The organism is Streptomyces sp. NPDC058086, from assembly GCF_042885015.1.
In the GTDB taxonomy this organism is placed as follows: domain Bacteria; phylum Actinomycetota; class Actinomycetes; order Streptomycetales; family Streptomycetaceae; genus Streptomyces.
The window spans coordinates 1-20,870 of sequence record NZ_JBHVST010000143.1 but is presented as its reverse complement, the minus strand read 5'-3'; the positions used below and the strand labels follow the sequence as shown (position 1 = coordinate 20,870).

Below are 20,870 nucleotides of genomic sequence, written 5' to 3'. Positions count from 1 at the left end.
GGGTGGAGAGCGACGCGGTGGACTCCCGGCTCATCCCCGCCTACCCCGCCGCCGAGCGTGCCGTCCGGGCGCTCGCCGAAGCCGTGAAGTACGCCCAGTGGCGGCGCGAGGCGGCCGAGCCCGGAAAGGTCCCCGAGTACGAGGACATCGACGAGAAGGGCGCCGCTGAGCAGATCGACGAGCTGCTCTCCCGGGGCTCGGGACTGACGCTCGGCCCCGAGGACGCCTGCGCGCTGCTCGGGCGGTACGGCATCGACGTACACCGGGCTCTGCCCGCGCCTACACCCGACGAGGCCGCTGCGGCCGCGCGCACTCTCGGCTACCCCGTGGCCCTCAAGACCACCGCCCCGCACCTGAGACACCGCGCCGACCTGGGCGGCGTACGTCTGGATCTGACGGACGAGGCGCAACTGAGGAGGGCGTACACGGAGTTGACCGACCTCTTCGGAACGCCGGAGGTGCTGCGCCCGGTCGTGCAGAGGATGGCGCCGCGCGGGGTCGACACGGTCGTACGGGCCGTCATCGACCCGGCGGCCGGAGCGGTGCTCTCGTTCGGCCTGGCCGGAGCCGCGTCGGAGCTGCTCGGGGACACGGCCCACCGGCTGGTTCCGGTCACCGACCGGGACGCGAGCTCGCTGGTCCGGTCGATCCGGACGGCGCCGCTCCTGTTCGGCTGGCGTGGCTCGGCGCCGGTCGACACCGTGGCCCTCGAAGAGCTGATGCTGCGCGTCTCGCGGCTGGTCGACGACCACCCGGAGGTCGTCGCCGTCTCCCTGGAGCCGGTGGTGGTCGCCCCACGCGGCCTGAGCGTGCTCGGCGCCACCGTGCGGCTGGCCCGCGCCCCCGTCCGCGACGACCTCGGTCCCCGCACGCTTCCCGTCGTCTGAGCCGTACGGGTCCCGCCGTCCGAGCCGTTCCGGCGCCCGCCGCCGTCGACGATTCGTTCTGATCCGTCCACGACAGACACCCGCGAGCGGTGCCTCGCAGTCAGTGGGCCACCGTAGGATGGACGTCATGGCCAAGACCAGTACGACGACCCAGGGGCTGCGAGCGGCGATCGAGCGCAGCGGCTACTACCCGGCCCTCGTGGCCGAGGCGGTGGAGGCCGCGATCGGCGGCGAGACCATCCGGTCGTACCTGGTCCACCAGGAGACGACGTTCGACGCCAACGAGGTGCGCCGGCACGTGACCGTGCTCGTCCTCACCGGCAACCGCTTCATCGTGAGCCACACCGATGAGCAGAACGCGGACACGACCTCACCGACGCCGTACGCCACGACCTCGACCGAGTCCGTGAAACTCGGCCGGATCTCGTCGGTCGTCGTCAGCCGGGTCGTCGCCAACCCCGAGTCGTACACACCGGGCACGCTGCCCCGCGAGGTCGTCCTGACCATCGGCTGGGGCGCGGTCTCCCGCATCGACCTGGAGCCCGCGGCCTGCGGCGATCCCAACTGCGAGGCGGACCACGGCTACACGGGCAACTCGACGGCGGACGACCTGAGCCTGCGCGTCAGCGAGGCCGGGGACGGCCCGGAGACGGTGCGCCAGGCCCTCGCCTTCGCGCAGTCCCTCTCCGAGGCGACCGCGGACATCACCCGCTGATGGCGCTGCCCACCTGGGACCACCCGGAACCGCTGGCCATCGATTCCGCGCCCGTCCCCGAGTACGGCGCGGGCTCGCTCGCCGATCTGCTGCCCACGCTCGCCACCGGCATGGGCGTCCCCGGCATGACCACCGCCATACCGGAGCTGACCGGGGCCGACCGGAACTGCGTCTTCCTGATCGACGGTCTCGGCTGGGAGCAGCTGAAGGCGCACCCGGACGAGGCCCCCTTCATGAGCTCCCTCCTCGGGAGCTCGCGCGGCGGCACCGGCCGCCCGATCACCGCCGGCTACCCGGCGACCACCGCGAGCTCCCTGGCCTCCGTCGGCACGGGCCTGCCGCCCGGCGCGCACGGCCTGCCCGGCTACACCGTGCGCAACCCGAGGACCGGCGAGCTGATGAACCAGCTGCGCTGGAGTCCCTGGACGGAACCCCGCGCCTGGCAGCCGTACCCCACCGTCTTCCAGCTCGCGGACGCGGCGGGTGTGCACACGGCCCAGGTCTCGTCCCCGACCTTCCAGAACACCCCGCTCACGAAGATCGCCCTGAGCGGCGGAACGTTCCACGGGCGGCTGTCCGGCGAGGAGCGCATGGACCTCGCGGCCGAACAACTGGCCGCCGGTGACCGATCGTTGGTGTACACCTACTACGCCGAGGTGGACGGCAAGGGCCACCGCTTCGGCGTCGACTCCGACCCCTGGCGCGGCCAGCTGATGTACGTCGACCGCCTGGTCCAGCGCCTCGCGGAGCAACTGCCGCCGCGCGCGGCGCTGTACATCACCGCCGACCACGGCATGATCGACATTCCCTTCGACGAGCAGCACCGCATCGACTTCGACGAGGACTGGGAGCTGCGCGCGGGAGTCGCCCTGCTGGGCGGCGAGGCCCGGGCCCGGCACGTGTACGCCGTCCCGGGCGCCGAGGCGGACGTCCTGACCTGCTGGCGCGAGGTGCTCGGCGAACAGTTCTGGGTGGCTTCGCGCGACGAGGCGATCGCGGCGGGCTGGTTCGGGCCGCAGGTCGACGAACGGGTGTACGCCCGGATCGGCGACGTCGTGGCGGCGGCCTGCGACGACGTCCTTATCGTCGCGACCGAGCGGGAGCCGAAGGAGTCGGCGATGGTCGGCAACCACGGTTCGATGGCACCGGTGGAGCAGCACGTTCCGCTCCTGGAAGTACGTACCTGACCCCTCGCCGCCCGTTCCCCTCCGCCCGTCTCCCTTCTTGTCGAAAGGTGCTCAACTCCCCATGCCCGAGCTGGTGTTCTTCTCCGGAACGATGGACTGCGGGAAGTCGACGCTGGCTCTCCAGATCGAGCACAACCGCTCGGCCCGGGGCCTGCAGGGCATGATCTTCACGCGCGACGACCGCGCGGGAGAGGGCAAGCTCTCCTCGCGCCTCGGCCTGGTCACGGATGCCGTGGAGGTCGCGGACGACCAGGACCTGTACGGGTATCTCGTCGTCCACCTCTCCCAGGGCGGCCGGGCGGACTACGTGATCGCGGACGAGGCCCAGTTCCTGGCCCCCGGACAGATCGACCAACTGGCCCGGGTGGTCGACGACCTGGGCATCGACGTCTTCGCCTTCGGCATCACCACCGACTTCCGCTCCAAGCTCTTCCCGGGCTCCCAGCGTCTCGTGGAGCTCGCCGACCGGGTCGAGGTCCTCCAGGTCGAGGCCCTGTGCTGGTGCGGCGCCCGCGCCACCCACAACGCCCGCACGATAGGCGGCGAAATGGTCGTCGAGGGCGCCCAGGTGGTCGTCGGCGACGTCAATCAGGCGGAGGACATCGGCTACGAGGTCCTGTGCCGTCGACACCACCGGCGCCGGATGACGGCGGCGACGGCCCGCGCGGGCGCCCTCTCGCCCGACGTACTGCCGATCGCCTCCGCCTGACTCTCAGCGCGCAGCGTGGATCATCGCTCCGTGCGGATCACCGAGAACACCGCGCCCTCCGGGTCCGCCACCGTGGCCACCCGCCCGTAGGGCGAGTCGTGGGCCGCCTTGAGAAGGTGTCCGCCGAGGTCGGTGGCCTGGGCGACGGCCTCGTCCACGTCCGAGACCTCGAAGTACGTCAGCCAGTGCGGGCCGCGGTCGCGGGGCAGGCCGTGGCCGACGCCGTGCACGCCGGCCACCGGGCGGCCGTCGATGTGCAGGGTCATGTAGTCGAAGTCGGCCGAGACGACGGGCTCCGGCTCATGTCCGAAGACCCCCTGGTAGAACTTGACGACGCTCTCGGTGTCGCGGGTCACCAACTCGATCCAGGCGGGGGTGCCGTGCACCCCGTGGAGCGCCGTGCCCAGATGGGCCGCCGCCTGCCAGACCCCGAAGACGGCGCCTGTCGGGTCCGAGGCGATCAGCAGCCGCCCGGCCTCTCCGGCGTCCAGGGGACCCACGCCCACGGTGCCGCCGCAGTGCCGTACCGACTCGGCGGTGTGGTTCACGTCCTCCGAGGCGAAATACGGCGTCCAGGCGATCGGCAGATGCCGGTCGGGTGGCATCTGTCCGATTCCCGCCACCTCGTGGCCGTCGAGCAGGGCCCGCGCATACGGGCCGAGCTGCCGCGGGCCCGGCTGGAACTCCCAGCCGAACAGCTCTCCGTAGAACTCCTGGGTCGTGGCCATCCCGTGCACCATCAGGCTCACCCAGCAGGGCACACCGGGTGCGTGCCGAGCGTTCGTGGTGCCGTTCGGGCCGGCCGACTCCCGTGCCTCGGTCATCGTCACTCTCTTCTCGGCCCCTCGCGGTGGCCGTTCACCTTCCGCCTACGAACACGCGTACCGCAATCGCGCGCGTGCACGCCCCGTGCCGATGCTCGCACCACCCGTCACCCTGCGCGCCCCGGCGGCGTCATCGTGTAGCGGTCCACTGCCGGAGAATGCCCGATGTGCCGTTTCCCATCCGTTTCCGCGCGATTGCCGGGGGGTGTCCATCGGCTGTACAGCATGTGCCCGATCCCGTACGCCCGGTGATCGGACCTGTCCGGCCGAGCAGAGTAGCCGGACCTGGACGCCGGGGCCACCCCGTGCGCAAGGATGGTGGCTATGAACGCCATCATCTCCGCATCCGAACTCGCGAGCGACCTGGCGGGACCGAACCCGCCGGTCGTGCTCGACATCCGCTGGCAGCTCTCCATGGCGACGGCCGCCGGGGCCGCCCCCTTCGACGGCCGGGCCGCCTACGCGGCAGGGCACATCCCCGGCGCGGTCTTCGTCGACCTGGATGCCGAACTGGCCGGGGAGCCGGGCGCGGGCGGCCGTCATCCGCTGCCCGACCTGGAGGTCTTCGGCGAGGCGATGCGGACCGCCGGGGTGTCCGCGGACCGGGATGTCGTCGTGTATGACGGTGGCGTGGGGTGGGCCGCCGCGCGGGCCTGGTGGCTGCTGGGCTGGACGGGTCATCCGTCGGTGCGCGTGCTTGACGGCGGGCTGGCCGCCTGGAGCGGGCCGGTGTCCTCGGAGATCCCCGAGCCCGCCCCCGGAACCTTCGCGCCGGCCGCGGGCGCCCGGCCGCTGCTGGACGCGGACGGGGCCGCCGCGCTCGCCCGTACGGGGCTGCTGCTCGACGCCCGGGCAGGTGAGCGCTATCGGGGCGAGGTCGAGCCGATCGACCCCGTGGGTGGACACATCCCGGGCGCGGTCTCGGCGCCGACCACGGAGAACGTCACGGAGACCGGCGAGTTCCAGCCATCGGGCGAGCTCGCGGAGCGCTTCAAGTCCTTCGGTGTGACCGGCACTTCGGAGGTCGGCGTCTACTGCGGTTCGGGCGTCTCCGCCGCCCATGAGGTGCTGGCACTCGCCGTCGCGGGCATCCCGGCCGCGCTGTACGTGGGTTCGTGGTCGGAGTGGTCGCGGGACGGCAGCCGTCCGGTCGCGGTGGGCCCCGACCCCCAGTAACGGCAAAGGGGCCCGCTCCAGCGTGGCGCGGGCCCCGATGTCGTACAACTGACTAGTCCTGCTTCTTCCGTCGCGTCCCGAAGACGATCTCGTCCCAGCTCGGGACCGCCGCTCTGCGGCCCGGTCGGACGCCGTCGGCCTCGGCCTGGCGGTCGGTCGCGCCGACGAGACGGTCGCGGTGGCTGCCGACCGAGCGGGGCATGAGCACGTCCGCGTAGGCGGAACCGGCACCGGCCGAGGCCGCGGGGGCCGGGGGCTCCTCCGCCTCGGGCTCGGTGGGCGGCTCCTCCGTCGCCGGGAGCTCCGTGGTGGCGGGCCGCTCGGGCACCACCATGTCGCCCCGGAAGCTGGGCACCGCTTCCAGGAGGCTGGTGAGCGAGTCGCGGTCGCTCACGGTCTCCTCGACCGGCTCGGGGGAGGGCCCGGGCAGGCTCGGGCGCTCCATCTGCCGGTCCAGGGCACGGTCCAGCGGGCGGTCGCGCGGCAGCCGTGCGATACGCGGGACGAACGGGAAGCTCGGCTCGGGCGCCGCGAGGTCGTCGGACTCGCCGATCAGTGAGCGCGCCTCGTCGTCGACGGCCTGGACGAGCCGCCGGGGCGGGTCGTACGTCCAGCTCGCCGAGTGCGGCTCGCCCGCGACCCGGTAGACCAACAGCACTTCCCACGTGCCGTCGTCACGACGCCACGAGTCCCACTGGACGGTGTCCTTCTCGGCACCCCGGATCAGCAGCCGTTCCTGGACGGCCTCACCGAGCTGGGGTCCGGCGTTCTCACCGGGGCGGCGGACAGGAGTCTTCCGGGCACGCTCGGCCATGAAGGCACGCTCGGCGAGCACGGGGCCCTCGAAGCGACGCACCCGGTCGACGGGGATTCCCGCGAGCTGGGCGACTTCCTCCGCGGAGGCGCCGGCACGTATCCGCGCCTGGATGTCTCGGGGGCGGAGATGGCTCTCCACCTCGATCTCGATCTGGCCGAGGCGGGGACGGTCGCCGCGAACAGCGGCGCGCAGACGCTCGTCAATCGGAAGCGTGTATTCCGTGCTGTCCGCAGCCTTCAGCACCAGCCGTGTGCCGTCGTTAGAGACGGCCACGACACGCAGTTCGGGCATGGGGACCTCCCGGGTGGTGCCTGCCGACGTCACGTGCGTCGCTGCTTCCGCTAGTCGAGTGTGGCCTGCCCGGGTGCAGCCTGCCACAACCTTGCCGAGTTGCCCGGCGTGTCGGGCGCGGGCCCGGGGTCGCCGTTATGGCACGGTTACCTATTCGCAACGCTAAGTGACGAACTCCATCACCCTGTGCAACGAGCCCCCTCCCGGCGGTCCTGTCAGGCCCCGGACACCCTGGCGGGAGTCCGGACCCAGGGCTCGCAACAGTACTCCATTCGGGCCATGTGCGTGGATCGGCACGCCGCCCAACTTCTAGTGAGGGGTGGTAGTTGGCCGTCCACTGTGCCGTATTCGTGACCTTGAAACGTGTCGTACTTCACGTAATCGCCAGAAACGGAACTAAACGTTTCGCCCGTCCGTCCCTTTCTCGTGCAAGCGGTCGAGAAGTACGGGAAAGGCAGGCAAGGTCCGGGGATGCGTGAGAAGTCGGATGCCGGTGAGGAACAGAGCGTGAAGGAGGGGGCGCCGAGGAGGCGGCGGGTGGACCTGAGCCTTCCGCAAGTGGCGGGCAGCGCCGTGGCCGCGGTGGTGGCGGCCAAACTCGCCTCCTACTTCGGGGTGTACGGGACGATCCTGGGCGCCGGAGTGGTCAGCGCGATCGCCACCTGTGGGGGCACCGTCTTCCAGCACTTCTTCAAGCGCACCGGCGAACAGCTCCGCGATGTCACGGTCCAGGCGAAGCCGAGGGCCCAGCAGGCTCCGGTACCGGGGGCGTTCACCGAGGGCACCGTCTATCGCGCCCGGGTCAAGAGCTGGAAGCGGCCGGTGGTCGCGGCGGCGCTGGTCTTCGGCGTCACGATGGCGGGGATCACGACGTACGAGCTGGTGTCGGGGCAGAGCTTCAGCGGCGCCGGCACGAGCACCACCGTCGGTGACGCCCTCAAGGGCAGCGGCTCCGGCTCCCGGTCGAAGCCCGGTACGACGCCTTCGAGTCCTACGAGCGGATCCTCTTCGAGGGAGCCGTCGGCCACCGACAGCACTCCCGGAGCCGAAGGCGGGTTCGGCACCGACGCCACTCAGGGTGACGGCCGTGCCACATCCCCTGCGCCGACGCCGAGTTCCGGTGCCGCTTCGCAGGCGCCGGCCGACACCCCGGCGCCCACGGACGGTTCGTCTACGAGCCCAGCACCCGACGCAAGTAGTCGTTCCCAAAGCGCCGATCCGGGTCAAGACGGTCCCTCAGCGCCGTGAACTCGCCGAAGCGCGGATACACCTTCGAGAAGTACTCCGCGTCACGGGTGTGCACCTTGCCCCAGTGCGGGCGGCCCTCGTGCGCCGTGAAGATCCGCTCGGCCGCGGTGAAGTACGCCTGATAGGGCGTACCTCTGAACATGTGGACGGCGATGTAGGCGCTCTCCCGCCCGGACGCCGTGGAGAGCGTGATGTCGTCCGCGGGGGCCGTGCGCACCTCGACGGGGAAGCTGACCCGCAGGGACGAGCGGTCGACCATCGTCTTCAGCTCGCGCAGCGTCTCGACGAGCGCCTCGCGCGGAACGGCGTACTCCATCTCCACGAAGCGCACCCGGCGCGGAGAAGTGAAGACCTTGTAGGGAATGTCGGTGTAGGACCGCGCGGACAGCGCGCGGCTGGAGATCTTCGCGATCGTCGGGATGGTGGCGGGCGCGGCGCGGCCGACCAGATTGGCCACCTGGAAGACCCCGTTGGAGAGGAACTCGTCCTCGATCCAGCCGCCGATCTGCCCGATCGGCTTCTCGGGGCCGGCGCTGCGGTTGTTGCGCTTGGTGTTGCAGTTGCCGGTGTGCGGGAACCAGTAGAACTCGAAGTGCTCGTTCTCGGTGAAGAGTTCGTCGAAGTCGGCGGTGACCTTGTCGAAGGTCATCGGCTCCTCGCGAGCCGTGAGCAGGAAAATGGGCTCTACGGAGAAGGTGATCGCGGTGACGATCCCCAGGGCGCCGATGCCCACCCGGGCCGCCGCGAAGACATCGGGGTTCTTCTCCTCGGAGCAGTTGAGGAGCGAACCGTCCGCGGTGACCAGCTCAAGTCCCTTGATCTGCGCGGCGATCGAGGCCGAGTCGCGGCCCGTGCCGTGCGTTCCGGTGCTGGTCGCGCCCGAGACCGTCTGCTCCATGATGTCGCCCATGTTCGTGAGCGACAGCCCCTCGCGCGCGAGAGCCACATTGAGACGCTTGAGCGGGGTGCCCGCCTCGACGGTGACGGTCCCGGCCTCGCGGTCGATGTTGCGGATGCCGGTCAACAGTTGAGGGCGGATCAACACGCCGTCGGTCGCGGCGGCGGCCGTGAAGGAATGCCCGGTGCCGACGGCCTTGACCCTCAGACCGTCGTCGGCCGCCTCGCGTACGGCCGCGGAGAGCTCCTCGACCGAAGCGGGGGTGACCTCCCGTACGGGACGGGCGGTGACGTTCCCCGCCCAGTTACGCCACGTGCCGCTCTTCCCGCTCAGTGTGGTGCTCATGGGTCCCCTCCCGCTGCGGAACCGGCCTGCTGAGCCGGCGATACCCGAGGAATCCGACCGCGACCGCGACGGCTCCGGACACCGCCGGAACCCCGTACCCGGCCTTCGCACCGGCGGCGTCGATCACCCAGCCGGCCACGGAGGAGCCGAGCGCGACCCCGACCGCGAGTCCGGTGCTCACCCAGGTCATGCCCTCGGTCAGTTTCGCGCGTGGTACGTGCTGTTCGATGAGGGACATCGTCGTGATCATCGTGGGAGCGATGGACAGGCCCGCAACGAACAGCGCCACGGCCAGAAACGGCAAGTTTCCGACCAGTAGCAGGGGGATCATACTCACGGCCATGGCGCATATGCCCAGCAGCCACCGACGTTCGGGCGCCCCTTTGAAGTGCAGCAGTCCGAACACGGCTCCCGCCGCGCAGGAACCCGCCGCATACAGGGCCAGAACCACGCTCGCGGCACCCTTGTGGCCCTGTTCCTCCGCGAAGGCCACGGTGACCACGTCCACGGCCCCGAAGATCGCTCCGGTCGCCACGAACGTGGCCACCAGGACCTGGAGTCCGGCCGCGCGCAGCGCCGAACCGCTGCTGTGGTGCTCACGCGGGTGCGGCACGGGCTCGGTCGCGCGCTGGGAGGTCAGCCAGAAGACGCCCGCCGCCAGGAAGCAGGCGGCGAGCAGCGGGCCGGCCTCCGGGAACCACACCGTGGACAGGCCGATGGAGATGATCGGCCCGAAGATGAAGCAGATCTCGTCCACCACGGACTCGAAGGAGTACGCGGTGTGCAACTGCGGGGTGCCTGCGTAGAGGGCTGCCCAGCGGGACCGGATCATCGCGCCGATGCTCGGGACGCAGCCGATCCCGGCCGCGCAGAGGAACAGCGCCCAGTCCGGCCACTCGAAGTGCGCGGCCAGCAGCAGCCCGGCGGCCGCCGCGAGCGCGAACAGGGTGACGGGGCGCAGCACCCGCCGCTGGCCGTGCCGGTCCACCATCCGGGAGACCTGCGGGCCCATCACCGCGGCCGCGAGCGCCATGGTCGCCGACAGCGCGCCCGCGAGCCCGTACCGCCCGGTGAGCTGGGAGATCATCGTCACCACGCCGATGCCCATCATCGACAGCGGCATCCGGCCGAGGAAGCCCGCGGCGGAGAAGCCCTTGGAGCCGGGGGCGGCGAACAGGGCACGGTACGGGCTGGGCACGAGGGGTCTCCGGTGGGCTCGGCCCGGCCGCACGGTCACCGCGTGCGGTCGGACTCCGGTAAGGCGTGTAGATGGCCGATACAGCTTACGGGTTAGGGGACCCTAATGCACTCCCTCGGGTACTCCCCGATTCCGCTTGTCATGTGGCTGTTGTCCGGCTGTCAGCGACGGATGGCAGGATCGGACGCATGCCAGATGTGCTCGATGCCACCCCCTACGACGCCCTGCTCCTGCTCTCGTTCGGCGGCCCCGAAGGCCCGGACGACGTGGTTCCGTTCCTGGAGAACGTGACGCGGGGGAGGGGCATCCCCAAGGAACGGCTGAAGGAAGTGGGGCAGCACTACTTCCTGTTCGGCGGGGTCAGCCCGATCAACGACCAGAACCGTGCCCTGCTCGACGCCCTCCGCAAGGACTTCGCGGACCACGGCCTGGACCTGCCCGTGTACTGGGGCAACCGCAACTGGGCGCCGTACCTGACCGACACCCTGCGCGAGATGACCGCCGACGGCCGCCGCCGTGTCCTCGTCCTCGCCACCAGCGCGTACGCCTCGTACTCGGGCTGCCGGCAGTACCGCGAGGACCTCGCCGGCGCCCTGGCGACCCTGGAGGCCGAGGGCCTGGAGCTGCCGAAGATCGACAAGCTGCGGCACTACTTCAACCACCCCGGCTTCGTGGAGCCCATGATCGAGGGCGTCCTGAAGTCCCTCGCCGAGCTCCCCGAGGACGTACGGGCGGGCGCGCACCTCGCCTTCACCACGCACTCCATCCCCACCGCGGCCGCCGACACCTCCGGCCCGGCCGAGGACCACGGCGACGGCGGCGCCTACGTCAGGCAGCACCTGGACGTGGCGAAGCTGATCGCCGACGCCGTGCGCGAGGAGACCGGGATCGAGCACCCCTGGCAGCTCGTGTACCAGTCGCGCTCCGGAGCCCCGCACATCCCGTGGCTCGAGCCCGACATCTGCGACCACCTGGAGGAGCTCCACGGGGCCGGGGTCCCGGCCGTCGTGATGGCCCCCATCGGGTTCGTCTCGGACCACATGGAGGTGCTGTACGACCTCGACACGGAGGCGACGGCCAAGGCGGAGGAGCTGGGGCTGCCCGTGCGCCGCTCGGCCACCGTGGGCGCCGACCCCCGCTTCGCCGCGGCGATCCGCGACCTCGTCCTGGAGCGCGCCGCGACAGAGAACGGGTCGCAGGTGACACCCTGCGCCCTGGGCGCGCTCGGCGCGAGCCACGGCCTGTGCCCTGTGGGCTGCTGCCCGGCCCGCGCCCCCAAGCCCGCCGCCGCGGGCGCCGACAGCCCGTACGCCTGAGGAGCCCCTTGATCGAGCCCCTGCACACCGAACTGCTCCAGCTCGCCCACGACGCCGCCCGTCGCGCCGGTGAGCTGCTGCGGGACGGCCGCCCGGCGGACCTCACGGTCGCCGCCACCAAGTCCAGCCCGATCGACGTCGTCACCGAGATGGACATCGCCGCCGAGAAGCTGATCACCGACCTGATCTCCCAGCACCGCCCCCACGACGGCTTCCTCGGCGAGGAGGGCGCCTCCAGCGAGGGCACCAGCGGCATCCGCTGGGTCGTCGACCCGCTCGACGGCACGGTGAACTACCTCTACGGGCTGCCGACCTGGGCGGTGTCCATCGCGGCCGAACAGAACGGCGAGACCGTCGTCGGGGTCGTCGCGGCACCGATGCGCGGCGAGACCTACAGCGCCGTGCGCGGCCGGGGCGCCCGGGCCACCGGGGCCTGGGTCGGCGAGCGCCGGCTGGCCTGCCGCCCGTCGCCGCCCCTGGACCAGGCCCTGGTCTCGACCGGCTTCAACTACGTGACCGAGGTCAAGGTCCACCAGGCCGAGGTCGCCCACCGGCTGATCCCCCTGCTGCGCGACATCCGGCGCAGCGGTTCGGCGGCCGTCGACCTGTGCGACGTCGCCGCGGGCCGCCTAGACGGCTACTACGAGCGCGGTCTGCACCCCTGGGACCTCGCGGCGGGCGACCTGATCGCCCGTGAGGCGGGCGCCCTGACCGGTGGACGCCCCGGAGAGCGCCCCGCGGGCGATCTGGCGGTCGCGGCCTCCCCGGGCGTCTTCGAGCCCCTCCAGCGGCTTCTGGAGGAGTTCGGCGCCTGGCACGACTGAGGACACCCGCCGTTCTCGGTACGTACAGCACCCGCTGTTCCCGGTGCGTACAGCGGCTACGGAATTCGGTACGCACAACAACGGAGCGGGGCCCCGGCACTGGATCGATGCCGGGGCCCCGCTCTCGTACGAACTTCTCAGACGCGCGACGCGCCGACCTCCACACCGTGCTCGGCGGCAAGGCGGCGCAGGTCCTCGAGCTCGGCCTGCTCGACCTCCGCGAGGAAGTCGTCGCCTGTTTCGCGAGCCCGTGTCAGGTCGGACTCGGTCGCCCTTATGCGCTGCAGAAGTCCTGCGGTGAATGCGTCCATGCTGCGCCCCCTCGTCCTGGGTCGTGGGTCGGTGGCACGGGGGTGTGCCGTTGGGAAGGGGCGATCACGTCTCCAGAGGGTGCCCAGCGCTGCCCGGGCTGGGCGGCGACGGTGCCGGACACCCACGCCCGCTCTGCGGAAGCGGTTGGACGTACCACAAGGTGGCTTGCCACATGCAGAGCGTGATCGCGGGGTGTAAAGCCGTCCTCCCCCCGCTCCCTTCCGTGGAAACCTCAACCCGACGAGAAAATCTCGCATTCCCGGGGCCCGAGACCGTCGTACCGGGCGCCTCTCACCCGTCTTACAGCCGGTTTATGGCCGAAAAGGGCAGGATGGAGGCCTTACCCGTGACAGACCCCCCTGCCCGCGTGTGCCGAAGAGGCGCTACGCGGGTGGACAGAGGAAGGACAAGCGACGTGCGCGTACTCGTCGTCGAGGACGAGCAGCTGCTCGCCGATGCGGTGGCCACCGGACTGCGCCGGGAGGCCATGGCCGTCGACGTCGTGTACGACGGTGCGGCCGCCCTGGAGCGCATCGGCGTCAACGACTACGACGTGGTCGTCCTCGACCGCGACCTCCCGCTCGTGCACGGCGACGACGTCTGCCGCAAGATCGTCGAGCTCGGCATGCCCACGCGCGTGCTGATGCTGACCGCGTCCGGCGACGTCAGCGACCGTGTCGAGGGCCTGGAGATCGGCGCCGACGACTACCTCCCCAAGCCGTTCGCGTTCAGCGAGCTGACGGCACGCGTGCGTGCTCTCGGGCGTCGTACGAGCGTGCCGCTGCCGCCCGTCCTGGAGCGCGCCGGGATCAAGCTCGACCCCAACCGGCGCGAGGTCTTCCGCGACGGCAAGGAGGTCCAGCTCGCGCCCAAGGAGTTCGCCGTCCTGGAGGTGCTGCTGCGCAGCGAGGGCGCCGTCGTCTCCGCCGAGCAGCTCCTGGAGAAGGCCTGGGACGAGAACACGGACCCTTTCACCAACGTCGTCCGCGTCACCGTCATGACCTTGCGCCGCAAGCTCGGGGAACCTCCGGTCATCGTCACCGTGCCCGGCTCCGGCTACCGGATCTGATCCGCGGTGGCCACGACTCCCGCGCCCCCCGCGGCGCCTCCGAAGCCCACGTGGGACCCCAGGAGGGCGGAGCCCCCGTTCCCCTGGCTGCGCCCGACGATCCGCATACGGCTCACGCTGCTGTACGGCGGCATGTTCCTGATCGCCGGCATTATGCTGCTGTCGATCATCTATCTGCTCGCGGCGCAGGCGCTGAACACGGGTGCCGAGCCGCTCTTCAAGATCGTCAGCGGTACGGCGATCAAGGTGAGCAGCGACAACTGCCCCGCCGTCCAGGCGGGCAACCTGTCACTCGACGAGTTCAACGTCGCGATCAGCAACTGCATCGACCAGCAGCGTCAGACGGCCCTGGACGATCTGCTCAGCCGCTCCCTGCTCGCCCTGCTCGGCCTCGCGATCATCGCCTTCGCCTTCGGCTACGCGATGGCGGGCCGCGTCCTGTCGCCGCTCGGCCGGATCACCCGCACCGCGCGCGCGGTGGCGGGCTCGGACCTGTCCCGGCGGATCGAGCTGGACGGCCCTGACGACGAGCTGAAGGAGCTGGCGGACACCTTCGACGACATGCTGGAGCGGCTGCAGCGGGCCTTCACCGCCCAGCAGCGGTTCGTCGGCAACGCCTCGCACGAACTGCGCACCCCGCTCGCGATCAACCGCACGCTCCTCGAAGTGCACCTGTCCGACCCCGGAGCCCCGGTGGAGCTCCAGCAGCTGGGCAAGACACTGCTCGCCACCAACGAGCGCAGCGAGCAGCTCGTCGAGGGCCTGCTGCTGCTCGCCCGCAGCGACAACCAGATCGTCGAGCGCAAGCCCGTGGACCTCGCCGAGGTCGCCACACAGGCCGTCGACCAGGTGCACGCCGAGGCCGCGGCCAAGGGTGTGGCGATCCGCGGGGGGCGCGCCGCGGCGGTCGTCCAGGGCAATGGCGTCCTGCTGGAGCGGATCGCCCTGAACCTCGTCCAGAACGCGGTGCGGTACAACGTGCCGGAGGACGGCTGGGTCGAGGTCACGACGCAGGTCCAGCACGGGCAGGCGGTACTGGTGGTCACGAACACGGGTCCGGTGGTTCCCGCGTACGAGATCGACAATCTTTTTGAGCCTTTCCGGCGGCTGCGCACGGAGCGCACGGGCAGCGACAAGGGTGTGGGTCTGGGCCTTTCCATCGCCCGGTCGGTGGCTCGCGCGCACGGGGGCCATATCGCGGCAGAGCCGCGCGAGGGGGGTGGGCTCGTGATGCGTGTCACCCTGCCTATCTGAGAACATGTCCCGGACACGCGACGATGTTCGCTTTGCGCGGAATCTTCTGGTCGCCCATCTGGGAGGCTCGTGTGTGATCGATCACAAGGGCGAATATCCGGCCATCTACTCTCCGTGGTCACGCAGGCTGCCGTAAAGCCGGGAAAATCCGGGTTTTCGGGGGTCTAGATCACGGGAAGTACACGGTGGGACGCCTTTGAAGTGGGCCCTTCGGACCGTGTACGGTCCGCATCGCCATCCAAGCCGATCACTCATGAGGAGTCCGGTTGGGTGTCGATTGAGTAACAGACCTTGATGTGAGGCAAAATCTCCGCCTCAGGTCGGGCACAAGTCCGGCCTCTCACGCGTTACGTGCGCTGAGACACCGCAGACACCCAGAGGGGGAGAGCGACATGGCAACGGATTACGACACCCCACGCAAGACCGACGACGACGTCGACTCGGACAGCCTTGAAGAACTGAAGGCTCGCCGGAACGACAAGTCGACGTCGTCGGTCGACGTAGACGAGTTCGAGGCCGCAGAAGGCCTGGAGCTGCCCGGAGCCGACCTCTCGAACGAGGAGCTGGCCGTCCGGGTGCTGCCCAAGCAGCAGGACGAGTTCACTTGCATGAGCTGCTTCCTGGTGCACCACCGCAGCCAGCTGGCCCGCGAGAAGAACGGTCAGCCGATCTGCCGCGACTGCGACTGAGGCAGGGTCGGCCGTGACTGGCTCGACCCCACCTTGGAAGCGCCGCTTCCCTTCACGGGCAGCGGACGAAGGGCCCTCAGACGGCCCTGAAGGCGTGCGTGACGACGAGCGGGGCTCTTCCCGAACAGGATCAGCCTCGCTCGAGCGGGCGCCCGCCACAGCGCCTACAGGCGCCTTTGCGCGGGCCGGGGAGGTGATGCCGGCCGACGATCCGGAACCGTCCGACGATTCGGTTCCGGCGGACGTCGCCGTCCCCGCCACCGGCCGCCGTGCGGCCGGCCTTCGGGACGGGGTGAGAAAGGGCGTCCAGAAGGGCGGCAGCAGGGCCAAGGCGGGCCTGTCCCACCTCGCCGACCGGATCATCGAGATCGCGCCGCGCGTTCCCGTACGGGACCTCGCGACCCTCCGCAGGCAGTTCCCGGGACTCACCCCCGAACAGCTCGCGGACAAGCTCGTCGCGGGTGCGGCCAATGCGACGTCCACGGTGGGTGCCGGGATCGGTGCTGCCGCGATGCTGCCGGTGCCGCCCGCGATGCCGACCGAGCTCGCCGCCGAGATCACCGGCGTCGCCGCGATCGAGCTGAAGCTGATCGCCGAGCTCCACGAGGTCTACGGCCTGCGGCCGCCGGGCAATCTCAAACAGCGCAGTACCGGGTATCTGAACTCCTGGTCCTCCGAGCGCGGGATCGACGTGACCAAACCGTCGACGATCAACGCCGCGTTGGGCGGCCAGATGAAGCGTGAGCTGCGCCAGCAGATCATGAAACGCATGGTCCGGGATCTGCCGAACCTGATGCCGTTCATGGTGGGCGCTGCGGTGGGGGCGGTCATGAACCGCCGGGACACCAAGCGCCTGGCGGCACGTATCCGCAAGGACCTGCGCAAGTCCCAGGTGCCGTGGGACGCGCTCGCGGAGCTGCCGCCCCTGGAGAAGCCGGCGGATCCCCTGCGGATGGGGGAGATCCCCAAGGAACTGGGGCACTGAGCCCCGCCTGACACCGGCCGCCCGCCGAGTTGAGATGAGAGGTCGGGCGGGGGCACCGGCTCGTGGTGAGCCGGGAGCACTGGGTGCGGAGGCGCACTGTCCGTGAAGCGGTGTGCGCCGGTGGGTAACCGCTACGCGAAGGCGCACCGGCGCGCGCCGTGGTGGGTCGGGGCGCGATTTCGTCGCAGGTGGCGCTTTCGTGGAGGGACCGTTCCCCGGGCCGCGCTCCGGAGCTGCGCCCCGAGGTTGTCCTCCGAAGCCGCGCCCCGATTCCTGAGGCCCTACGCCGCGGCCCGAGCCGCCTCGAGCGCCGCGATCAGGCGCTCCGGCTCCCTCGTCGACAGGTACAGGTACGGCGTGGGGTCGGCCGGGTCGGTGACCTGAACGCGGAGGGCCGTGGGGATGTACGCCCGCAGGAGCATGAAGGCGCGCGGGTCCGCCTTGTACGTGCGCCAGGCGCGCGCCTCCTCCTGGTCCATGATCTCCGCGTCGCCCAGGGCCGCGACCGGGATCTTCGCCTCGCCCGCGATCAGGGAGTCGCCGACGACCCGGATGCGGATCGACCCGTACGCGCTCGCCACGACAGCCGAGACCGCGGTGCCGCCGACCAGCGCGCCCAGCAGCGGCAGCGTGCCGAAGGGGAGGAAGACCAGGGCCATCGCTATCCCGACAAGGAAGCAGATCGCCCACCAGCTGCGGGGGGCGGTGAGGCGTTCTTCGTACGGGGAGGCGGAGAGCTGCATGAAGCCAAGCTTGGCACGGTGCGAGGACTTGGTGGACGCGCGGGTAAGGTCTGCGGCTGTGAGTCGTACTTCCGCAGCTCTGAAGCCTCCCGCCGATGCCGTCGCGCCGGTGCGGCACCCCGACGCGCCCGCCCCCGGCGAGCTCCTCGGCGCCCACTACGAACAGTGTTTCGGGTGTGGCGGGGACCAGTCGCACGGACTGCACCTGGAGGCCCGCGCGGGAGAGGGCGTCACCGTCACGGCGGAGTTCACGGTACGGCCTGCCCACCAGGGCGCCCCGGGACTCGCCCACGGCGGAGTGCTCGCCACCGCCCTCGACGAAACGCTCGGCTCGCTGAACTGGCTGCTGCGCACCATCGCGGTCACCGGCCGCCTGGAGACCGACTTCGTGCTGCCCGTCCCCGTGGACACGGTGCTGTACCTGGAGGCCGAGGTCACGGCGGTGGCCGGCCGCAAGATCTACTCGACCGCCACCGGGCGGATAGGTGGCCCCGACGGGCCCGTCGCCGTTCGCGCGGACGCCCTCTTCGTCGAGGTCAAGGTCGACCACTTCATCGACAACGGCCGCCCGGAGGAGATCCGGGCCGCCATGAACGAACCGGACCAGATCCGCCGGGTCCGTGCCTTCGAGGTGAACCCGTGACCCGCGAGCCCCGTCAAGAACTCGCCGTGCTGATCCGCCGCGTCGACCCGGACGTACCGCTTCCCGAGTACGCGCAGCCCGGTGACGCGGGAGCCGATCTGCGCACCACCGAGAGCCGTGAACTGAAGCCGGGCGAGCGCGCCGTACTGCCCACGGGTGTGTCCATCGCGCTGCCCGAGGGGTACGCGGCCTTCGTGCACCCGCGTTCCGGGCTCGCCGCCCGCTGTGGTGTCGCCCTGGTGAATGCCCCGGGGACGGTTGATGCCGGGTACCGTGGGGAGATCAAGGTGATCGTGGTGAATCTCGACCCGCACGAGTCGGTGCGGTTCGAGCGTTTCGACCGGATTGCTCAACTGGTCGTCCAGCAGGTCGAGAAGGTCCGCTTCCAGGAGGTCGCGGAACTTCCCGACTCGGCGCGGGCCGCAGGGGGCTTCGGGTCCACTGGCGGTCATGCCGCCGTGGGCGGCACAACGGGTGGGAATCGATACGCTTCGGTCGTATCCGACCGGGAAGGACAGTGACGTGTTCGGACGTCGCAAGAAGGGCAGTGCCGCCGAGGACGCGGCGGGCGAGGCCGAGCAGGTCGTCGACAGTGTCGACACTGAGGCGGACGAGGCGGACCGGGAGCGCGTGAGGCTCGAGCCGGAGCCGCGGCCCGACGGACCCTGGGACGACTCGGAGGTGCGGGACCCCGCCGAGGGTCGCGTGGACCTGGGTGGTCTCTTCGTGCCCGGAGTCGACGGCATGGAGCTGCGGGTCGAGGTCGCGGGCGACGCGATCGTCGCGGCCACCGTCGTCCTCAAGGACAGCGCCATCCAGCTGCAGGCCTTCGCCGCTCCCAAGCGTGAGGGCATCTGGGGCGAGGTGCGCGAGGAGATCGCCTCCGGCATCACCCAGCAGGGCGGTGTCATCGACGAGGTCGAGGGCCCCCTGGGCTGGGAGCTGCGGGCGCAGGTGCCGGTGCAGCTGCCGGACGGCACGGGTGGTTTCCAGGTCGTGCGGTTCGTCGGTGTGGACGGCCCCCGCTGGTTCCTGCGCGGAGTGATCTCCGGGCAGGGCGCCGTACAGCCGCAGGCCGCGGGCCTGCTGGAGCAGATCTTCCGGGACACGGTCGTCGTACGCGGTGAGGGTCCGATGGCCCCGCGCGACCCGATCGTCCTGAAGCTGCCGAACGACGCGCAGATGGTGCCCGAGGGTGTCCAGCAGGAGGAGCAGAGCGGTTCCCGCTTCTCCGGAGGCATGGGACAGCTGCAGCGCGGACCGGAGATCACCGAGGTCCGCTAGGGCCTGGCCGGCGGACGCTTCGCGGGCAGAACAGTCATACGGCTTCAAAGGGCCGCACCCCTCGACGGGTGCGGCCCTTTCCCGTGTGCGATCCCTTGACGGGTAGTTGGTCTGTACCTATGGTCTCGGCCCAGCGCCTATGTTCATACAGGCGTTCATCGTTCATATACGAGAACGGATGGCCCCCCACCATGCGCCGTACCGCACTCCTCGCCACCGTCACCGCCCTCGTCGCGGGCGCTCTCGCCTGGCCCGCCGCCCGACAGGCCGACGCCGCCCCCGTCACCTTCGCGCACCCCGGAGTCACGGTCTCCAGGAGCCAGCTGGACTTCGCCCGCACCAAGGTCAACGCCGGGGCCCAGCCCTGGAAGGCCGCGTACGACCAGATGACGGCGAGCAAGTACGCCGACCTGAACCGCGTCCCGAAGCCCCGCGCGACCGTGGAGTGCGGCTCCTACTCCAACCCCAACAACGGCTGCACGGACGAGCGCGAGGACGCGATAGCCGCGTACACGGACGCCCTCGCCTGGTACATCACCCGCGACGACCGGTACGCGCAGAAGTCCATAGCCCTGATGGACGCCTGGTCGGCCGTGATCAAGGAGCACACCAACAGCAACGCGCCCCTGCAGACCGGCTGGGCCGGCTCCTCCTGGCCCAAGGCCGCCGAGCTCATCAAGTACACCTACACCGGCACCTGGGCCAACTCCGGCCGCTTCGCGACCATGCTGCGCACCGTCTACCTCCCCGAGGTCATCAACGGCTCGAACTCCAACGGGAACTGGGAACTGTCGATGATGGAGGCCGCCGTCGGCATCTCCGTCTTCCTCGAGGACCGGACGTCGTACGACAAGGCCATGGCGAAGTTCCGGACCCGTACGGCCGCGTACATCTATCTCTCCTCCGACGGCGCGCTGCCCAAGACCGTGCCGAGCCAGAACCTCGACACCACCGCGAAGATCGTCAACTACTGGCAGGGGCAGTCCACCTTCGTCACCGGGCTCACTCAGGAGACCTGCCGCGACTTCACGCACACCGGGTACGGCATCTCGGCCATCTCGCACATCGCCGAGACCAGCCGGATCCAGGGCGAGGACCTGTACGGCACCGACGTCGGCGAGCGGCTGCGGCAGGCGCTCGGATTCCAGGCGAAGTACCAGCTGGGCGAGGCGGTGCCGAGCTGGCTGTGCGGCGGTTCCCTCACCCTCGGGCTGGGTCCCGTGACCGAGACCGGCTACAACGCCCTGCACAACCGCCTGGGCATCGCCATGACCAACACCCAGAAGCTGACCGAGCAGAATCGGCCGTCCGGCAGCAACAACCTCTTCGTCGCCTGGGAGACTCTCACCGACGGGGACAACCCCAACTGACGCCCTCTCCGGCCGGGCGCCCCCCGGGGCCTCACCCGGCGCCCCCCCACCCGCGGGGGCACACGCCCCCCCCAGCCGGGCGGGGT

The 20,870-nt window shown here is 70.6% G+C and carries 22 protein-coding genes; 16 read left to right on the top strand and 6 right to left on the bottom strand.

Going from position 1 to position 20,870, the window contains the following annotated elements:
• The 4 genes from ACFVWD_RS51935 to ACFVWD_RS51920 form a co-directional block, all read left to right on the top strand.
• A partial coding sequence (locus tag ACFVWD_RS51935) for an acetate--CoA ligase family protein (RefSeq protein WP_389605653.1) occupies positions 1 to 887 on the top strand: 887 nt, incomplete at its 5' end.
• 127 nt (positions 888 to 1,014) lie between these two features.
• Positions 1,015 to 1,602: a DUF5998 family protein gene (locus ACFVWD_RS51930; protein WP_211118828.1), complete on the top strand. Its 588-nt coding sequence runs from the start codon at positions 1,015 to 1,017 to the stop codon at positions 1,600 to 1,602.
• Positions 1,602 to 2,789 (top strand): alkaline phosphatase family protein, encoded by a 1,188-nt coding sequence (locus ACFVWD_RS51925; RefSeq protein WP_168511928.1) that lies wholly within the window; start codon positions 1,602 to 1,604, stop codon positions 2,787 to 2,789. Before ACFVWD_RS51930 ends, ACFVWD_RS51925 begins: the two co-directional genes overlap by 1 nt.
• 61 nt (positions 2,790 to 2,850) lie before the next feature.
• Complete coding sequence (locus ACFVWD_RS51920) at positions 2,851 to 3,498, top strand: thymidine kinase (RefSeq protein WP_389605651.1); 648 nt, start codon at positions 2,851 to 2,853, stop codon at positions 3,496 to 3,498.
• Positions 3,499 to 3,518: 20 nt separating this feature from the next.
• Here ACFVWD_RS51920 and ACFVWD_RS51915 read toward each other — a convergent pair whose 3' ends face one another.
• Complete coding sequence (locus ACFVWD_RS51915; RefSeq protein ID WP_389605650.1) at positions 3,519 to 4,322, bottom strand: VOC family protein; 804 nt, start codon at positions 4,320 to 4,322, stop codon at positions 3,519 to 3,521.
• Positions 4,323 to 4,646: 324 nt separating this feature from the next.
• On the opposite strand from ACFVWD_RS51915, the gene ACFVWD_RS51910 reads away from it, so the two are divergent.
• A complete protein-coding gene (locus ACFVWD_RS51910; protein ID WP_389605648.1) occupies positions 4,647 to 5,498 on the top strand; it encodes a sulfurtransferase in 852 nt (283 codons plus the stop codon).
• A gap of 52 nt (positions 5,499 to 5,550) precedes the next feature.
• Here the strand turns inward: ACFVWD_RS51910 and sepH are convergent, their stop codons facing one another.
• The gene (gene sepH, locus ACFVWD_RS51905; RefSeq protein ID WP_389605646.1) at positions 5,551 to 6,606 is read right to left on the bottom strand and encodes a septation protein SepH; all 1,056 of its coding nucleotides are present in this window, start codon (positions 6,604 to 6,606) and stop codon (positions 5,551 to 5,553) included.
• Positions 6,607 to 7,077: 471 nt separating this feature from the next.
• Between sepH and ACFVWD_RS51900 the strand changes: the two genes are divergently transcribed.
• Positions 7,078 to 7,854 carry a hypothetical protein gene (locus tag ACFVWD_RS51900; protein WP_389605644.1) on the top strand — a complete coding sequence of 259 codons (777 nt, stop codon included), beginning with the start codon at positions 7,078 to 7,080 and terminating at the stop codon, positions 7,852 to 7,854.
• Here the strand turns inward: ACFVWD_RS51900 and ACFVWD_RS51895 are convergent.
• Together ACFVWD_RS51895 and ACFVWD_RS51890 are read right to left on the bottom strand one after the other, a co-directional pair.
• A complete protein-coding gene (locus ACFVWD_RS51895; RefSeq protein WP_389605643.1) occupies positions 7,778 to 9,097 on the bottom strand; it encodes a D-arabinono-1,4-lactone oxidase in 1,320 nt (439 codons plus the stop codon). The two genes, ACFVWD_RS51900 and ACFVWD_RS51895, sit on opposite strands and share 77 nt — an antisense overlap.
• Positions 9,057 to 10,295, bottom strand: coding sequence for an MFS transporter (locus tag ACFVWD_RS51890; RefSeq protein WP_389605642.1), 1,239 nt, complete (start codon positions 10,293 to 10,295; stop codon positions 9,057 to 9,059). Before ACFVWD_RS51890 ends, ACFVWD_RS51895 begins: the two co-directional genes overlap by 41 nt.
• Before the next feature lie 188 nt (positions 10,296 to 10,483).
• Between ACFVWD_RS51890 and ACFVWD_RS51885 the strand changes: the two genes are divergently transcribed.
• Complete coding sequence (locus tag ACFVWD_RS51885; RefSeq protein WP_389605640.1) at positions 10,484 to 11,611, top strand: ferrochelatase; 1,128 nt, start codon at positions 10,484 to 10,486, stop codon at positions 11,609 to 11,611.
• 8 nt (positions 11,612 to 11,619) lie between these two features.
• Positions 11,620 to 12,435 carry an inositol monophosphatase family protein gene (locus ACFVWD_RS51880; RefSeq protein WP_382117551.1) on the top strand — a complete coding sequence of 272 codons (816 nt, stop codon included), beginning with the start codon at positions 11,620 to 11,622 and terminating at the stop codon, positions 12,433 to 12,435.
• A gap of 137 nt (positions 12,436 to 12,572) precedes the next feature.
• On the opposite strand, the gene ACFVWD_RS51875 is transcribed toward ACFVWD_RS51880, so the two are convergent.
• Entirely contained in the window at positions 12,573 to 12,746 is a 174-nt protein-coding gene (locus ACFVWD_RS51875; protein ID WP_165854003.1) for a hypothetical protein, read from the bottom strand.
• A gap of 416 nt (positions 12,747 to 13,162) precedes the next feature.
• On the opposite strand from ACFVWD_RS51875, the gene ACFVWD_RS51870 reads away from it, so the two are divergent.
• The 4 genes from ACFVWD_RS51870 to ACFVWD_RS51855 all read left to right on the top strand — a co-directional run bounded on the left by ACFVWD_RS51870 (position 13,163) and on the right by ACFVWD_RS51855 (position 16,744).
• Complete coding sequence (locus ACFVWD_RS51870; RefSeq protein WP_010983842.1) at positions 13,163 to 13,816, top strand: response regulator transcription factor; 654 nt, start codon at positions 13,163 to 13,165, stop codon at positions 13,814 to 13,816.
• A gap of 6 nt (positions 13,817 to 13,822) precedes the next feature.
• Positions 13,823 to 15,070 (top strand): sensor histidine kinase, encoded by a 1,248-nt coding sequence (locus ACFVWD_RS51865; protein ID WP_389605638.1) that lies wholly within the window; start codon positions 13,823 to 13,825, stop codon positions 15,068 to 15,070.
• A gap of 392 nt (positions 15,071 to 15,462) precedes the next feature.
• Positions 15,463 to 15,759 (top strand): DUF4193 domain-containing protein, encoded by a 297-nt coding sequence (locus ACFVWD_RS51860; protein ID WP_003997302.1) that lies wholly within the window; start codon positions 15,463 to 15,465, stop codon positions 15,757 to 15,759.
• 13 nt (positions 15,760 to 15,772) lie between these two features.
• A complete protein-coding gene (locus tag ACFVWD_RS51855) occupies positions 15,773 to 16,744 on the top strand; it encodes a hypothetical protein (protein ID WP_389605636.1) in 972 nt (323 codons plus the stop codon).
• A gap of 281 nt (positions 16,745 to 17,025) precedes the next feature.
• Here ACFVWD_RS51855 and ACFVWD_RS51850 read toward each other — a convergent pair whose 3' ends face one another.
• On the bottom strand, positions 17,026 to 17,487 hold the full coding sequence (locus ACFVWD_RS51850) for a DUF3093 domain-containing protein (RefSeq protein WP_168496468.1): 462 nt from the start codon (positions 17,485 to 17,487) through the stop codon (positions 17,026 to 17,028).
• A gap of 58 nt (positions 17,488 to 17,545) precedes the next feature.
• Here ACFVWD_RS51850 and ACFVWD_RS51845 point away from each other — a divergent pair, with 58 nt between their 5' ends.
• The 4 genes from ACFVWD_RS51845 (at position 17,546) to ACFVWD_RS51830 (ending at position 20,784) form a co-directional block, all read left to right on the top strand.
• Positions 17,546 to 18,130, top strand: coding sequence for a PaaI family thioesterase (locus ACFVWD_RS51845; RefSeq protein WP_168511948.1), 585 nt, complete (start codon positions 17,546 to 17,548; stop codon positions 18,128 to 18,130).
• Positions 18,127 to 18,651, top strand: coding sequence for a dUTP diphosphatase (dut, locus tag ACFVWD_RS51840; RefSeq protein ID WP_095852176.1), 525 nt, complete (start codon positions 18,127 to 18,129; stop codon positions 18,649 to 18,651). The genes ACFVWD_RS51845 and dut overlap by 4 nt, the downstream gene beginning before the upstream one ends.
• A 1-nt stretch (position 18,652) precedes the next feature.
• Positions 18,653 to 19,414 (top strand): DUF3710 domain-containing protein, encoded by a 762-nt coding sequence (locus ACFVWD_RS51835; RefSeq protein ID WP_101401168.1) that lies wholly within the window; start codon positions 18,653 to 18,655, stop codon positions 19,412 to 19,414.
• Between the two features lie 191 nt (positions 19,415 to 19,605).
• On the top strand, positions 19,606 to 20,784 hold the full coding sequence (locus ACFVWD_RS51830) for an alginate lyase family protein (protein WP_389605635.1): 1,179 nt from the start codon (positions 19,606 to 19,608) through the stop codon (positions 20,782 to 20,784).
• Positions 20,785 to 20,870: the final 86 nt, after the last annotated feature.